Annotated in this window: 8 protein-coding genes; 1 reads left to right on the plus strand and 7 read right to left on the minus strand. The window is 41.9% G+C overall.

Translation table 11 applies throughout. From position 1 onward, the window contains the following. Position 1: 1 nt before the first annotated feature. Positions 2 to 703 (minus strand): ABC transporter ATP-binding protein, encoded by a 702-nt coding sequence (locus tag ACORHV_RS06540; RefSeq protein WP_434397860.1) that lies wholly within the window; start codon positions 701 to 703, stop codon positions 2 to 4. A 140-nt stretch (positions 704 to 843) separates the two neighbouring features. On the opposite strand from ACORHV_RS06540, the gene ACORHV_RS06545 reads away from it, so the two are divergent. Continuing rightward, on the plus strand, positions 844 to 1,416 hold the full coding sequence (locus tag ACORHV_RS06545; protein WP_434397862.1) for a TetR/AcrR family transcriptional regulator: 573 nt from the start codon (positions 844 to 846) through the stop codon (positions 1,414 to 1,416). Positions 1,417 to 1,541: 125 nt separating this feature from the next. On the opposite strand, the gene ACORHV_RS06550 is transcribed toward ACORHV_RS06545, so the two are convergent. From ACORHV_RS06550 to ACORHV_RS06575, 6 genes are all read right to left on the minus strand, one after another. Beyond that, positions 1,542 to 2,234 (minus strand): phosphoglycerate mutase, encoded by a 693-nt coding sequence (locus ACORHV_RS06550; protein WP_000240130.1) that lies wholly within the window; start codon positions 2,232 to 2,234, stop codon positions 1,542 to 1,544. 163 nt (positions 2,235 to 2,397) lie between these two features. Then, complete coding sequence (locus ACORHV_RS06555; RefSeq protein ID WP_002893408.1) at positions 2,398 to 2,652, minus strand: hypothetical protein; 255 nt, start codon at positions 2,650 to 2,652, stop codon at positions 2,398 to 2,400. 366 nt (positions 2,653 to 3,018) lie between these two features. After that, positions 3,019 to 3,399 carry a hypothetical protein gene (locus tag ACORHV_RS06560; protein WP_000439016.1) on the minus strand — a complete coding sequence of 127 codons (381 nt, stop codon included), beginning with the start codon at positions 3,397 to 3,399 and terminating at the stop codon, positions 3,019 to 3,021. Between the two features lie 151 nt (positions 3,400 to 3,550). After that, the gene (locus tag ACORHV_RS06565) at positions 3,551 to 9,118 is read right to left on the minus strand and encodes a ZmpA/ZmpB/ZmpC family metallo-endopeptidase (protein WP_434397865.1); all 5,568 of its coding nucleotides are present in this window, start codon (positions 9,116 to 9,118) and stop codon (positions 3,551 to 3,553) included. A gap of 234 nt (positions 9,119 to 9,352) precedes the next feature. Continuing rightward, positions 9,353 to 9,733 carry a hypothetical protein gene (locus tag ACORHV_RS06570; protein ID WP_268711760.1) on the minus strand — a complete coding sequence of 127 codons (381 nt, stop codon included), beginning with the start codon at positions 9,731 to 9,733 and terminating at the stop codon, positions 9,353 to 9,355. A gap of 229 nt (positions 9,734 to 9,962) precedes the next feature. Beyond that, complete coding sequence (locus tag ACORHV_RS06575) at positions 9,963 to 16,388, minus strand: ZmpA/ZmpB/ZmpC family metallo-endopeptidase (protein WP_434397868.1); 6,426 nt, start codon at positions 16,386 to 16,388, stop codon at positions 9,963 to 9,965. Positions 16,389 to 16,482 lie beyond the last annotated feature (94 nt).

Below are 16,482 nucleotides of genomic sequence, written 5' to 3' on the forward strand. Positions count from 1 at the left end.
CCTAATACTCCAATGTATCGATATCCTGCGGATGCTCATTGATTGTCATACTCTTGACCGTAGCATCACGCATATGAATCACGCGATCCGCAATAGGAGCTAGCGCGCCATTGTGGGTCACGATAATCACAGTCGCCCCCTTTTGACGAGACATGTCTTGGAGAATCTTCAAGACTTGCTTCCCCGTCTGATAATCCAAGGCACCTGTCGGTTCATCACAAAGGAGAATTTTAGGATTCTTAGCTACAGCGCGTGCAATGGAGACTCGCTGTTGCTCCCCTCCAGAAAGCTGGGCTGGAAAGTTATTGAGGCGATGACCTAGCCCTACATCTGTCAAAATCTGCTCTGGATCCAAGGCATCTGTCACGATTTCTGAGGCCAATTCCACATTTTCCTTGGCTGTCAGATTGGAGACCAGATTGTAAAATTGAAAAACAAAGCCTACATCTTCACGACGATAGTTTGTTCGTTGGTGCGAACTATAGTTGGCAATATTGGCACCATCAATCCAAATCTCTCCCTCATCATTGGTATCCATACCTCCTAGGAGATTGAGAACCGTTGATTTTCCAGCACCAGAAGCACCAAGGATAATGACCAGCTCCCCCTTTTCAATTTCAAAATTCACATCACGATTAGCCACAATTTCCGTATCCCCAACCTGGTAACGCTTGTAGCTGTGTTTCATTTCAATATAAGCCATATCGTTTATCTCCTTTTCAAAGCTCATTTTCTTAAATCAACAAGGTGTTGATTCTAAATCACAAATATTATATAATGGGCTAAGTCAAAAAGCAATAATCAAAAATCAACAAAGTGTTGATTTAAGAAAAAGGAAGAGAAATGGTTCAGAAACGAAAAACTACTACTAAGGAAGACATCAAGGAAGCCTTGATTCAGCTGCTATCAGAGGAAAAATTTGAAAATATATCAATTAGTAAACTCTGCAAACGGGCAGGAATTAATAGGGGAACTTTCTATCTACACTATGAAGATAAATATCAAATGATTGACAGTTTTAAAAGTGAAATCATTTCCCAGCTCTGCATTTTTTTAGAAAAAGAAAGAGAATCGCCTAGAAAGTTTATGTTAGCCAACTTCTATATATTACGTTCGAACGAACGCCTTATTAACGCCTTGTCCCAAAGTCATTACATAGACTTTCGTGGTGCAATTCGTGAATTTCTAAGTAGCATTATTCTAACTGAAAATAAAAAAGAAACGACTCGTCATTTCTTATCAGAAAACTTCCAAATTCCTCACAAATACGCTTTGGAAATCTTCTTATCAAGTATTGAAGGGATTATTTCTCTTTGGATTGCTGGGGGAGCGCAAGAAGAACCGGAAGAAATCACGGATATAATTTTATCAACCTATAACTACGAACACTGGAGCTACGAATCAAAAGAAGATTAATTCATACAACTTACTATTTCATAAGCTATATCCTCTCATTTTATACTTTTTCAATTAGCTAAATTGCCTTTTTTTAAACTTAGATACAAAAAAGCCTAGGAATTTCTAGGCTTTCTGTTTATAGATTATTTTCCAAGGTAGTATTCAGAAACTACGTTCAATTTTTCGTCAAATTCGAATACCAATGGTGGGAAGTTAGGGATTTCCACGTCCATGATTTCGTCATCTGACAAGCGTTTGATGTGTTTTACAAGGGCACGGATTGAGTTACCGTGAGCTCCTACGAATACGTTTTTACCATCTTTAAGTGCTGGAGCGATTTTGTCTTCCCAGAATGGAAGGGCACGTTCCAAAGTCACTTTCAAGTTTTCAGCATCTGGGATAACTGAGTCGTCAAGTGAAGCGTAACGACGGTCAGTGTGTGCTGAATGCTCATCATCACGATCCATGTTTGGAGGCAATACATCGTATGAACGACGCCAGATGTGAACTTGCTCATCACCAAATTGTTCCGCAGCTTCAGCTTTGTTTTTACCAGTCAAACCACCGTAGTGACGTTCGTTCAAGCGCCATGATTTTTCAACTGGAACCCACAATTGGTCAGAAGCTTCAAGAGCCAAGTTTGTTGTTTTGATCGCACGTTTCAATACTGAAGTGTAAGCTTGGTCAAATTCGATACCAGCTTCTTTGATCAATTTACCAGCGTCAATCGCTTGTTGTGTTCCTTTTTCAGACAAATCAACATCAGCCCAACCAGTGAAAAGGTTAGCTTTGTTCCATTCAGACTCACCGTGGCGAGCAAAAACCAATTTTACCATTAGATGGATTCTCCTTTTATTTTTCGAGGTTTCCCTCGTTTATCTATTCTATTTTACACAATTTTTCACAAAAAAGCTAGTTAAAATCAACTAAAAAGAGAGAACAGTGTCCTCTCATCTAGTTATTATTAATTCGCGATATTCAATCAAGAAACGATTGCAATTATTTGTTATTTAAAGCATCAATTATACGATCAGTATTCTTAGTTACATTAGTATCATTGTAACGATTATGAATTAGACCTTCAATTGTTTCTTTGCAATTTTCAAGATTAGCTTTTTCAAATACTACCACACTGACAACATGTGTTCCACCAGAAGTAAGATGCAAAACTAGTAGAGTTTGAAAAGCACTTAGCACTGTTAATACACCATAAGCCGCTAATATCAATCCTCCGATAAATGAATTTTGCATCATTGAAAGGCCAATAAGAGCGAAAATGATACCCCAAGCAAATGATTTGAAATCAAGGCGAAATGAACTATCTACACTTGCAACATGATCAATAGGAATTGTTTTATTTTGAGAACCCAGTGGAATAACTTTTAAAATAGTATTAGGGCTAGAAGTTTTTATAAAGACTCCCTCTAAAGCAATGGAAGCTTTTAAATAGAATGTTAAATACGATGTAATGAAAGATTATTTCATAATATTCTCTTTTTATTTTTTCAAGTTGTATTACATCATGTTTTCTTATAAGAAAAGCATTTTGCTAACATATTCTTTCGCCAGATAATTCTTTAAATAAAAAACAACCCTCAAACGGATTGTTTCACTAGACTATCAGACAAGGCCACGGACCTCTTTCAAAAATTTAGAAAAAGAAACAGCGCCTTTAATGATTAGAAATCCTCCTATCCACTCGGTCGCTGAAAGAAAGCCCAGTACGCCACCAATGATAAATAAAATAGAAGGCAGCATTCGAAGTTGTTGATCCTCTTCGAAATAGATTAACATAAAGGTCCCTAATGCAATCATCAAAATCTTAAAAAATGTCAGGAGCAAAGAAAAGGCAACCGTGACGACCAGTATCTTTGAAGGATCTTTATAGATGAGAGCCCCAGTATAGGATAGCAAAAATCGTAGGACAGGTCCCAAAAGCAAGGTTATACCTGCCAGCATGCCCAGTCTCCAATTGAGTCGAACCAATCTATCTCTCTCCATAAAAACCTCCTTCTCTCGTAGCTATCATTCTACCATATTTGCCCCAGAAACGAAAGGACTTCTCCAGCACAAACAAATCGCCTACCAGCTTTCAGACAGCCCGACATAAAAAGAGAAGATCTGTCGATCCTCCCTTTTCCTTTTCCAACCCTTATTTCTTAAAAATAGAGGTTCTGAAGTCGTTTGTTTGGTCAAGATAGGCCTTAAAGATTGCTCTCTTCAACTTATGAACGGCACTGTCAATCTCTGGCTTATAGTCACTCCAACGAGGAGCCACTGCATCCTTGAGAACAGCTTGATCCATGAGGGCTTGCAATTCGCTCACTTTATTGATGGTCTTGGTCCCATAGCTTGGCCATGGTTTTGTCGGATCTTTAAAGGTCACTTGTTTCAAGTTTTCAAACTGATCCACACGTTCTTTATACATGGCTTTCTTGAAATCTGCCCAAGTTTTATACTTGCTATTAAATACCTTTTCCAAAACAAGATTATCTGTCACCAATCCGCGTTCTTTACCATAAAGATTGATGGTTTTACCTTTTTGTTTGGCAGCTTCTTCGTATTGGTTGGAGATATAAGGTACCATTCCATCCTTAAATCCTTTGGCAGCCAAAAGTTCGTAAGCGATCCGGCGTCCCATAAGGTCCCCTGGCGTGCCTTTCTCACTGCTGAGAGCTGAAAAGATTGGAGCAAAGAGTTTAATCGTATAGTAGCCATTTCGCTCATAGTCGCCAGACTGATACTCACGAGCTGATAAGATGTTATGGTCAATCAAACTATCAAAGTTGGTTAGTCTCTTTGCCTCTTCTTCTGTCAATTCTTTGACTACGTTAGTTGCATAAACCTCATTTCCATCTGCTGGATCTTTCACATACTTGTTCTCAATCTTTCTGAGAGCCGCCATTTTCTGGTAAACATTCAGTTTGTTAACGATTGATTGTCCTTCAAGGTATTCCAGCATGTAGATAAGGTCAAACATATTATGGACATAGTTCTGAAGATCTGCTGCGTTTTGGAATCTCTCTGTCGGATCTAAGACTTGCAGACGGGAGCCCTCTGTACTATCTGATTTTGAGTGTCTCAAGATAGAATTGATGGTAATGGTTGCGTCACTTGGTTGGTCAGGGGCTTGCAATAAACCTTTTGCGAAGAACTCTGGTCCCAAGCCACTTCTTCGACCATAGCCGCCAAGGTAAATATCCTGATCCGAATCATGGGTCATCTCATGGGTATAAGTAATGGCTCCATCCTTGTCCAGCATACGGTAAGACATATAGTAGACACCATCCCCTGTTGCGTAGGCTCCATGCTGGTTGTGTACTACCTTATTGCCAACTGGTCCAAAGAAATTCTTCATGGCTGGATTGGAACTATCAAACTTAGCCTCCACTGTAGCTTTTCCAGAGGTTGTGTCATCCCCAAACTTATAAGCATCATAAAGGAGAATCGTACGATAGAGTTTTTCACGTCCCTCATTATCTAAAATGCGATACCAATAATCGTAGTGATCTCGCTGACGTTTGGCTGTTTCACGCGCATTTTCTTCAACAAAGTCATTGAGAGCCTTGCCCGCTTTATGGTCACTATTGCGGTAGCGATCATAGGCTCCAAATCCTAGACTAGACATGGTCGAGATGACAAATACTGATTTCTCTGGCAAGGTTAGGAGAGGCAAAACCATATTGCGGTATTTCCATGTGGCACTCGTGATGCGATCATAAACACCGATAGAATACTTGGTGCCAGCAAGTCCTTGCTTCGCTTTCACCTCTTCGATAGTGGATTTTTCTTCGACAATGTAAGCCTTAGTCTCTGATTTAAACCAGTCATTGTTACTTGTATTTGGTAAAAAGACTTTTCGGTAATGTTCTAGAGTGCTAAATAAATCTGTCGTTCCATGATGGCTAGCTAGACTAATAGAATAAGTATCAACGTTGTTCTTAGCTAGAAGGTTGTTAAAGCCAGATTTACCCAACTCGATCAGAGTATCTAATGGTGAAGCATTTCCCTTACCAAAGAAGTCCAGATGGTACAGAACAAGGTCTTTGACGTTTACCTGACCATAGCTGAAGTTGTACCAACGTTCCAGATACGTCAAACCAAGTAGCAAGGCTTCCTTGTTGCGTTTGATTTTATCTACAAGATAGCCCTTGGTAACTGGGTTGTCACCAGCAAGTCCAGCATCTGCTGACAAGAGTTTCTTCAAACTGTCTTCCAGATGTTCCTTGGTTTTGGCGAACTGGTCCTCTAGATAGAGCTCAGTCTGCTTAACGTTTGGAGAAATACCGAGCGTCTTTCTGATGGCTTCTGAATGATAGTCAACCTTTTGTAAGTCTGGTAAGACTTGCTTGATGATAGAGCTTTGGTCATACAAGAATTGGTTTGGCGTATAGAGAAGGCCAGTATCTCCTAGACTATATTCTGCTAATTTGGCAAAATCAGCCTGGTACTTGAGATCGAGCTTCTCAGATGAATGACCCTTGTAGTGAAGCAAGAGTTTGTTTGCAGTCTGTTTGTTAGAAATAATGTCTGTGATGACTTGGTCATCCTTCATCATGACTGCTGACAAGAGTTCTTTTTGATATAAGCTACTGCTTTCTTTTACTAGATTTCCATATTTGACGATGGTTGCTTTGTTGTAGAAAGGTAGCAATTTTTCAATGTTCTTATAAGCCAAGGCGCGCTTAGCTTGATAATGAGCCACCTTAGAAAAATCACTTTCTTTACTACCACTTGTTGAGAGGGGCTCCACTGTTGGTAGAGTGAGAGGATTGATGGCTGCTTTTTTGCTTTCGATTTGGGAAGCATCTAGCATGGTTCCTCTTTCTTCAAAGGATTCCTTGCTGACGACTTCGTCCTTGACCAAGGTGACATTATAGACTCTGTTGGCTTTGCTGCTGAATGTGTCCTTCACCTTCATTCCATTGTAGTGGTAACCGGTAATAGCATTTCCGTTGGTTACATTGACATCACTGAGGACATTTGTCAAACTTCCAGCATGCTTTACATCGCCAGATATGCGATCCCACAAATTGCCTGCCACTCCAGCGACTCTACCAAAGTGCTTGACATTGTTAATATCACCCTCAGCATAACTATGCTGGATCTGCGCATCTTGGTCTACAAGACCTGCAAGCCCACCCACAGTCTGATCTGAAGTATTTGTGTTGGATGAAACAGCCACTGTCGCTTTTGACTTAGTCAGCAAAGCCCTGCTTCCTGTCAAATGACCGACCATACCACCGATATTGTAGGCAGCAGTCGTTTCATAAGTGTTGATAATTCTTCCCTTGAAACTGCTCTCTGTGATGCTTGATTGCTCAGCCTTAGCCAGCAAACCACCGATACCACGTTCACCGGCGAGAACACCATCGACATGAACTTGCTGAATCTTTGTTCCATTCTGGGCTTCATAAGCCAGCGAACCGATATCATCTTTCCCTGAAATGGAAACATTTTTCAGACTCAATTTTTCTACTCTAGCGCCACTCAAGGTTTCAAATAGAGGTTTTTTCAAGTTGTAAATAGCATACTGCTTGCCATCTTTTTCACCGATCAACTGACCAGTAAAGGTGCCCTTGATATAGGATCTTTCATCAGGTCCTAGCTCCACTTCGTTGGCGTTCAAGCTAGCTGCTAAATGATAGGTTCCAGAGAGATTCTGCTTGATAGCATTGACCAGATTGCTAAAGGAAGTAAAGGTTGTCGTTTCCTCTGTAGCCTTCTTAGCTAGGTAGAAGGTGAAATTGTCAGCATATTTATTTTCTAGCTCTTGCTGGAGTTTCTCGGCCTTGGCTGTAATTTTATAAACTGTCTGACCATCTTTCGTTTCAGCCGTTATTGAAGAAACTGGTAGATAGACATCTTTAAATGACGAAGATTTAACCTTGACAAAGTAAGTGTCTGTATTCTTTGGAACACTGTCTAAAGAGACATGTTGTTTGTAAGTACCATTGGTCTGACTATACAACTCCAGATCCGAAACATTTCTTAGCTCAAGCGTCTTCTCTGGATCTTTTTCTTTTGGTTTTTCTGTTGGAGTTTCCGGTTTTACTTGCTCGGTATTACCCGTATACTCTGGAAGAGGAGCAATTTGTTCGGGTTCAACAATAGCTCCAGCTTGCTCACCTTTATATTCTGGTAGGGAAGACTTGATTTCTGGTTCGACGATTGCTCCAGCCTGGGTTCCCTGATACTCAACTTGTGGAGCGACTTGCTCTGGTTCCACTATCGCACCTGATTGAGTATCTGTATACTCAGGTTTTTCGGTTGTCTCTGGGGCTACAATCACTCCCGCTTGAGTTCCTTTATACTCTGGTGTTGGTGGTACCTGTTCAGGCTCTACGATTGCTCCAGACTGCTCGCCTTTATAGGTTGGTTTGTCAGCCGTTTCTGGTTCCACCAAAGCCCCAGACTGGACTCCCCCAACCTCTGGCTCAACTTGTTCCGGTTCGACGATAGCACCAGCTTGAGTCCCCTGATACTCAGGTAATGGAGATACTTGCTCGGGTTCAACGACTGCTCCAGCTTGGGTGCCAGTATATTCTAGTTTTTCAGCTGTCTCTGGGGCTACAATCGCTCCCGCTTGATTCCCATTGTATTCTGGTAATGGAGCCTGAGTCTCAGGCTCTCCTTTTCTTGCAGACTGAGGTGCCTCACTCGGTACAACTGCCTTCTTAGTCCCTTTTTCTACTATACGTGGCAAGGCTTCTTCTACCTTGGTTGAGAGAACTTCTCGGGAAATTTCTTGGTTTTCAACAGTGAAAATGCGAACGACTTCAACCTTCTTCCCAGGACGACCTTCTTGTTTGACATGGATGGTTCCCTCTGCTAGATCTGGATTTTCCTGCACCACTTCTGAAACATCTAGTTTGGTTACAATCTCTTGGTCTTTGTATAAGAGCTCTGGTTTGTTCACGCGACCAGCCAAGACTTCGTCTTGAGGATCTACACTAGCAATACCAGACGGCTTTTTATTAGATAAATCTTGAGAAGGGATTGTCTTGTCTGCAAGGCTTGTTGAAGACGGAGCTTTCTGCTCATCTCCTGCCTTTTGTCCACCTTCGTTGGCTTGGAAATGAGGTTGAACTGTATAGTCAAGTTTCTGATCCCTAGCAGCAGTTTCTTGCTGATTAATCTCTTTGTCTTGCTTAATATAGCCTAGATAAGTATAACCTGATAAGGCACGTGGCAAAGGCAGACTATCTCCTTGGGATAATTGGTATTCCTGATTGTACTGGAGCAAAAGTTGATTTTCAATAGCCTGAACTGAAGAAGCCAAACCACTGCCCATCCCTGTTACCAAAATCACATTCAAGAGGGCTTTCTTTTTGCCTTTCTTTTTCGATACGACAAAAATAAGAAGGCCAATTGAAGCTAGGGCTCCACCAGTTAAAACACTAGTAAGGCTATTCTGCCCACCTGTATTGGGCAACTGACCTAGTTGGGCTTTCTCATCCATACGGTAGACTAGATAATAGGTACTCTCACTATCTTCAGCAATTTTCGGAATATCCTTGACAATCAAGTCCTTTTCTTGCCCACTCAGCTCCGTTTCCGTCACATATTTGTAGTGAACAGCTGCATTCTCTTGAGCAAATACGGTCCCACTACTCGCAACGGACACAAAAAATAGGCTTGAAATCGAAGCTGACACAAGTCCAATTGCTAATTTTCGTAAGGAGAAACGATGCTGCTTCTCTCCAAAAAACTTTTTCATTCTAAATCCTCTCAACTTTTACCTTCTATCAAGAAATTAACTAGCATTATATTTTGATATAGATATTTCACATCCATCATTATACTATAAAAATACTTCCTTGTCTCAAATAAATACTTTGAATTTTATGAATGTAAAAGCTTATTTATCCTGTCAAATTTACCCCTGCTTGGTGACAAAAAAAAGAAGGCTAAGCGCCTTCTCTTATTTGAAAATATTCCTAACAAAAAGTCATTATTCTTGAATCTCGAACTTTTTCAAAAGTCCAAAATAGAGGGATCCACCAATGATTGTCAGAATTCCTCCTACCCATCCCAAGAATGGGATCAATCCAACAGAACCACCTACGATAAACAAAACAGACGGTGCAGGCGTCACACGTTCATCGTCCTTGTAATACACAATAGACACAATTCCTAAAACCAAGACAGCAATTTTTACCAATGCCAAAATGATTGAAAAAATCGTCAATATACCAACTGTTGCATCAGAGTCCTCCGTCGCCGCAGCAGCCCCAACAGCTATCATAAACATAACAAGAGGTGCCAACAGTAAGACGATACCTGAAATAAGACCAAAAATCGCATTTACGCGAGCAAGTGTATTTGTTTTCATCCGAATCTCCTTAAAAATTTGTACAGCTATCATTTTATCATATTTTCATGAAAAACAAAAGGAATTTCAAAATGAGGATACTAGATGATGAATGATTTCCAATTTCTCTCCAGACATTTAGAGTAAGAATTCTGTCATGTATCAGATTGTTTGTAAATTCATTCGTTTTTGTACTAAGCAAGCCATTCACCTAAAAAAAGAAGATCACTTGGATCTTCTTTATTCGTGTCTATCTTTCAAAGATAGACTGTCTGAAGTCGTCTGTAGCACGTAGATAAGCGTTGAAAATACGATACTTGAGTTGGGCGACACTGCTCTTAGAGCTGTCTGATAAGGCACGATCAATGTTCTTAGCTGAGGCATCCGCTAGTACTGCTAAGTACATATAATCTTGTAATTCCTCATAAGAAGAAATCGTAATTTGTCGTTTGCTATCTAGTTTTCCTGCTTCAAACTCGATAGTGATAGGGCGAAGGAAGTTTTGAGCCTTGTTGTATCGCTCATTCAACATGGCTTTCTTCAAATCCTTCCATGATTCATACTGGCTACCATAGAGATTTTTGAAAACCAAATCATCTCCAACTACTCCGACATCTCCTCTGTTCCAGATTGAGTAGGTCTTATTACCTTCTTTAAGCGCTTGGCCGGAGTATTGGCCAGATACATATGGGACAAATCCTTGTTGGTAACCCTTGTCTCCGAGCAATTCATAGGCTCTACGACGGAACATAAGTCCACCAGGTGCACCAGTTGGATTGTCCAGAGCTGCATAGAAGGAAGCAAACATATTGATGACATAGTAGCCATTTCGTCCAAAGCTAGCTCTATCCCAACCATCGCGACGACCAATGATATTATGATCAACCAGAGCATCGACAGATTTTAGTTTGGCTGCTTCTTCGGCAGTTATAGGGACAATGCGATCATCAGCGTGGGCTTGTTTACCATAAGAAGTTTTTTCAAAGTTATAATTTTCAGCCTTGCGGTACCATTTCATTTTCTGTTGATCAGTTAGAACTCCAGTAACAATATCCCCTTCTACATAATCCAGAAGGTTCAGTACATCAAAGACTCCATGCATGTAGTCGCGAAGAGCATCTGCTGAGGAGAATCGGGCAACAGGATCATAGGTATGGTAGCGTGTGGTCGAATCTTTATCTCCCTGATAGAAGCTATTGAGCACGAGACCTTTTTCGCTAACATTGGTTACAGACTCTAACATCCCTGTAGCAAAGCTCTCAGGTCCTTCACCCTCACGACGACCATGTCCTTCAAAATAGATAGAACCATCCGAGTTGTGGGTCATTTCATGGGTATAGACCATGGTTCCAGAAGCTCCCAGCATCTGGTCATAGACGTAGAAGACTTCATAACCATTTGCAAAGGCTCCTAGTCCATTGTCTCCGTGATACTTGCCAGCAGGGCCAAAGAAATTGTACATAGCAACAGAAGTCTTATCATTACGAGGAGCCCAATATTGCTGGCCTTTATCATTATAAAGAAAGAAACCGTCTGTAACGATCACCCGTCTGAATAGAGTGTCTTTCCTGTTTGGACTTAGAATGTTGTACCACATGTCATAGTGGTTTCGTTGCCATTCAGCTGATTGATCCACAAGTTTTTCAACGTGTCGATGGAGTTCCTCACCTGAGAGAACTCTGCCACCTTCTTTCCTGTAGCCTCCAAAGCTACCAAAGGCAATGGTCGACATATTGCTGATGATATAGACATCTCTTTCAGGTAAGGTCAGAAGCTGGAGAACCATTTGCTTGAAGCCCCAATCTCCCTGAGTCAGTCTGTCGTAGACCTTGATTGTATACTTACTCTTACGATCTGCATTGTCTTGCTTAGCCTGAATTTCTGGCAGACTTGAACGAGCTTCTACAATATAAGCCTTGGTATTTTCCTTGAACCACTCACTGTTGGTTTTATTTGGCAAGAAGAGTTCACGCAGACTTTCTAAGTAAGCAAAGAGGTCTCCTTTCCCTTTTTCCTTGGCTAGGGATTGTCGGTAAGCATTGAAGTTGTTTTGCGCTCGAAGATTGCCCATTCCAGAGTTCCCGAGAGCGATGATAGTATCCAGTGTCGAAGCTGCTTGATTACCAAAGAAATCAAACTTATAGGCATTAAGATCTTTGGTATTGAACGTTCCATAGTTGACATTGTACCATCGGTTGAGATAGGTCAGACCAAGCATGAAGGCCTCTTTGTGCTGCAGAATCTTTTGGCTAATCGCATCCGCTACGGCAGGGCCTAGGGTGTTAATCGACTTGTCAACTGAAAGCACCTTGAGGAGCTCCTGACCTAGTTCAGCCTTGGTTTGTTCAAAGGCTTTTTCCAAATAAAGATCATCTAAGGAAGCTGTTTCACCAATCCCTAATACTTTACGCACTGCAGCCGAGTCATAGGTCACAGCTTTGAGTTCTTCCAAGACACTCGCTTTAATGGACTGGTAGTCAGATAAGAAGGCCTCTGGCGTATAGAGCAAATTCTTATCAGTGATGCTATATTCAGCAATCTGGCCATTGGCAAAATCACCCTTGTAGGTCAGATCAAGATAAGCGATCGTCTTATCTGCATAATGCAGCATCAGTCTATTGATTTCACCCTTATGGCTATTGACGTCCGTTGTCAGCGTCTCATCTTTCATCGGAACTACATCTAGCAGGGCTACTTTGTTGAGTTTATCATCTTCAGCTAATTGGTTGGCTATATGAACGATGAAGTCTTTGTTGTAGAATGGTAATAGTTTTTCTACATTTTTGTAGGCTTGTTTTCTGGACTCTTGGGCTCCCCTCACTCGACTATAGTCTGTTTGATGCTGGTAAGCTTGCTGCAATGGCTCCTGGTCCGTCAAGTTTGAAGTGATTCCAAAGGACTGACGTTTGGCTTGCGCATCGGCCTCTGAAATAGAACGGACAAAACGCTCATCTTTTCGATTTGCTGTAGTTCCTTCAAGAACATAAGAGTCCCGAACAGAAGCCTCAGGATACGGATCTCCTGTCATCGCATGACCATTTTGAACCTTGACACTGGTCAAGACATTTCGGACCTGTCCATTGTTCCAAGTAGACCCGATCGCTCCACCGACTTGGCCAGAATGACCTCCATTTTGGATAGAACCAGACACATAAGAAGTTTCTAATCTAGCTCCATTCTGCAAACGACCGATCAATCCTCCAACACGCTGGTCTCCATTTCGACCCGTTACTTGGATAGATACATCTGCCTGACTCTTCTGCGCCAGTGATTGATTGCCGTGGAAATTACCGACCAGGCCACCAATATTGTACTCCTGCCCCCCATCTTGGGTGCTGGTGATGGATCCTTTAAAGGCAACATTGGTTAGTTTTGTGTTTTGGGCAACTCCTACGAGTCCACCGATATGCTTGTTCCCAGATAGACTACCACTTACAGAAACATCCGTAATCGTTGCATTTTGAGCATTGCTAGCCAAGGCCCCTATAGAATCCTTGCCTGTAACTGCAGCCGATTTCAAGGTCAGTTGCTGGATGGTGGCATTTTTCAAGGTTGCAAAGAGTGGTTTTGCCAAGTTGTAGATGGTATAATCTTTGCCATCCACTCGGCTAGTTAGGCTACCTGAAAATTCTTCTGGAACATAGCTTGTCGCAGAATGTTCTAACTCAACCTCATCTGCTGAAACATCCGCTCCTAGTTTGAAGTTTCCAGTCGGGTTTGACTTCATGGCCTCTATGAGCGCTTTGAAGGACGTATAGACACCTTCTTGACTAAGAGGCGTTTTTGGCAATTCAAAAGAGTAATCTGGACGATAATGATCCCCTTCTCCCTCGACGAGCTGATTAGCTGATACCGTTACGGAATAGGCATTGCCCTTATCTGTAATCTTAGAAACAGGTAAGAGCATATCCTTGAACTTGTCTGACTGAATGCGGACATAGTAGTTGTCTAAATCAGATGGAACTTCCGACAGGGATAGGTAACGTCGGTAGTGACTACCATCTTTACCGTACAGTTCGATACGATCAATATCTTTGATTTCAACCTTCTTATAATCTAGCTGAACTGGGCGTTGATCCTCTATACTAGTTTGTTCCCCTTGACCCATGTCATATTTCATGACAGTTTTGAGGGTATAAGGAGTATAGTAGTCCAAGTCATCAAGTGTCAATTTTTGAGTGAGGTCCACAAGGTCGACTTCCTTGATCAGCGTTTCGCCCTTGTATAGCTGCACTTTGGCTGATTGATAGCTTGCTGTAGCATCCGTCAAGTGATAGCTAAGAGAAACTTGGCGTTGATCTTCTTCCTTCTCGACACTGACTAGAGAGAGGGTTGGTTTTCTCTTGACACCATCCAGAGCTTGACGAGCTGCCTCGAGATCCGTCCGAACTTGATCGACCAAGGCTTGATTGGCGAAAGGATTGTCCAAAACGAGCTTGGCCTGATCTAGAGCACGATGATAGCGGAGTTTGGCTTGTTCATCAGCATACTGGTAAGCAACTGTAGACTGAGTCACATCCTTCATGTCAAATTCAACTCCAAGAGTTTTCTTATCAACAGGTTGACCGTCTAGATTATTCTTAGCAGTTTCAAGGGCTGTTTTCAAAGAATCAACCTGTTCTTGACTAGCATGAGATGCCTCAAAGAGAGCTTGGGCATTTGCGACTGCCTGTTTATAAGACTCTTGATCTGCAGTGGTATCATTGAAATACTGATGCGTTTTCTGGATGCTATCGGCCTCTTCCACTAATTGGTGTAAGGGTTCGAGGTCGAGAGTTCCTTTTTCTGGTTCCACAGGAGCGTGATCCGCATTTGTAGAAATTGGTTTTGTACCGACTTTGATAATCTGAGGAACTGCTTCTTTTGTGATAGTGTTAGAGATTTCCTCTGTATTTTCGACTTTTCCATCTACTAAATACTGACGGGTGACAATCGTACGCACACCATCTTGACCAGCTTGGCTAACTTCCCTTTGCCCCAAAGGCAGGTCAGCACTTTCCACTTCCTTAGTTGGATAGGGTTCTGCTACCGTCGTGGTGACATCTTTTTCTTCAACGTTTAAGCTTGGAACTTCATTTACAGGAGCGTCTGTTGGTTTCTCGCTAACAGGACCTGTTCCGACTGTTACGATTTCTGATAATGCAGGAGTTGTCACTTCGTTGGAGATTTCCTGGCTTCTCTCTACTTTTCCATCTACCATGTACTGACGAGTGACGATCGTACGCACGCCATCTTGACCAGCTTGGGTTATCTTTGTCTGGCCAACTGGCAAGCTATCACTCTCTACTCGTTCTCGAGTGTAAGGTTCTGCTACCGTCATAGTAACGTCTTTTTCTTCGACGCTTAAGCTTGGAACTTCATTTATAGGAGCGTCTGTTGGTTTGTCACTAACAGGGCCTGTTCCAACTGTTACGATTTCTGAGACCGCTGGAGTCGTCACTTCGTTAGAGAGTTCCTGGCTTCTCTCTACTTTTCCATCTACCATGTACTGACGGGTGACGATTGTACGCACGCCATCTTGACCAGCTTGAGTTATCTTGATTTGGCCAACTGGCAAGCTATCACTCTCTACTCGTTCTCGAGTGTAGGGTTCAGCCACTGTTGTGGTAACATCTTTTTCTTCAACGTTTAAGCTTGGAACTTCATTTATTGGAGCGTCTGTTGGTTTCTCGCTAACGGACTCCCCTGGGCTTGGTTTTGTAGGAGAAGGGATCTTGCTTCCGACTTTTCTAATCTCAGAAGTCGGATCAGTCGTTACCTGATTGGAAACCTCCTCTGTATGGATCACCTGACCATTTAAAAGGTAGCTGCGGGTCACGATGGTACGACTACCATTTTTCCCTGCCTGAATCACCTCAGTTTGACCTTGCGGCAAATCATCCGCCTCTACTTCCTCCACTTGGAAAGGAATAATCTCTGTACGACTCGTTTCTTTACTATCAACCTTTAACTCTGGTTGTTCAAAGACAGGAGCTTCACTTGGTTTCTGAGCACGATACTCTTCCTGCGCTTGGCTTCCGTTCGAAGTTTGGACTGGAGTATCAATAGGAGCCGAATGATTCAACTCTTTCTTGCCATCAACTGGAGAGTTTACTTCTTTTTGAGATTTCAAATACCCTACATATTGGTAGCCTTCAATCGTAAGTGGGGATTGCAATGTTTCCCCGACCTGTACAGTCAATTCCTGATTATAGTCTGCCAGCATTTGATTTGTCAAAGCCAAGGAAGTTGGCGCAATCAGCTGACTTCCTAGACTGGTCAAAAGCATGAATGAAGCAAGTTTCTTGCGATCATCTCTGCCCAGTTTAATCGCTACGACCAGTAGCACAATGCCTGCCCCTGCTGCAATTGAGCTAATGAGTTGGCTGTGACCAGTTGCAGGCAGCTGTCTCGTCGGACGATAAATCAAATAGTAAGTATCATCTGTTTCCTCAGCAAACTGTGGCAATTCTTTGACTACCAACTGCTTCTCTTGGTCCGTGAGTTCACTCTCTGTCACGTACTTATAGTGAATCTGTTTTGTGACGGATGGCGTCTGTTCACTAGCTGCTACATTTGCAAGAGAACCTCCTCCACTAGAAAGGTAGAAAACGCCTACCAGAGCAGAAACCAAACCAACCGAAACTTTTCTCAATGAAAAACGTTGGTGCTTTTCTCCTAAATAATTTCTTTTCATTCCTAATCTTTCCTTCATCATGATTTGAATCCCCTCTATTCTACCGAAATTTACTAGATTATTCAATTTATTTGCTATAAATAATAGCCACAAA

This window comes from Streptococcus sp. KHUD_016 (genome assembly GCF_051106465.1).
Classification (GTDB): Bacteria; Bacillota; Bacilli; order Lactobacillales; family Streptococcaceae; genus Streptococcus.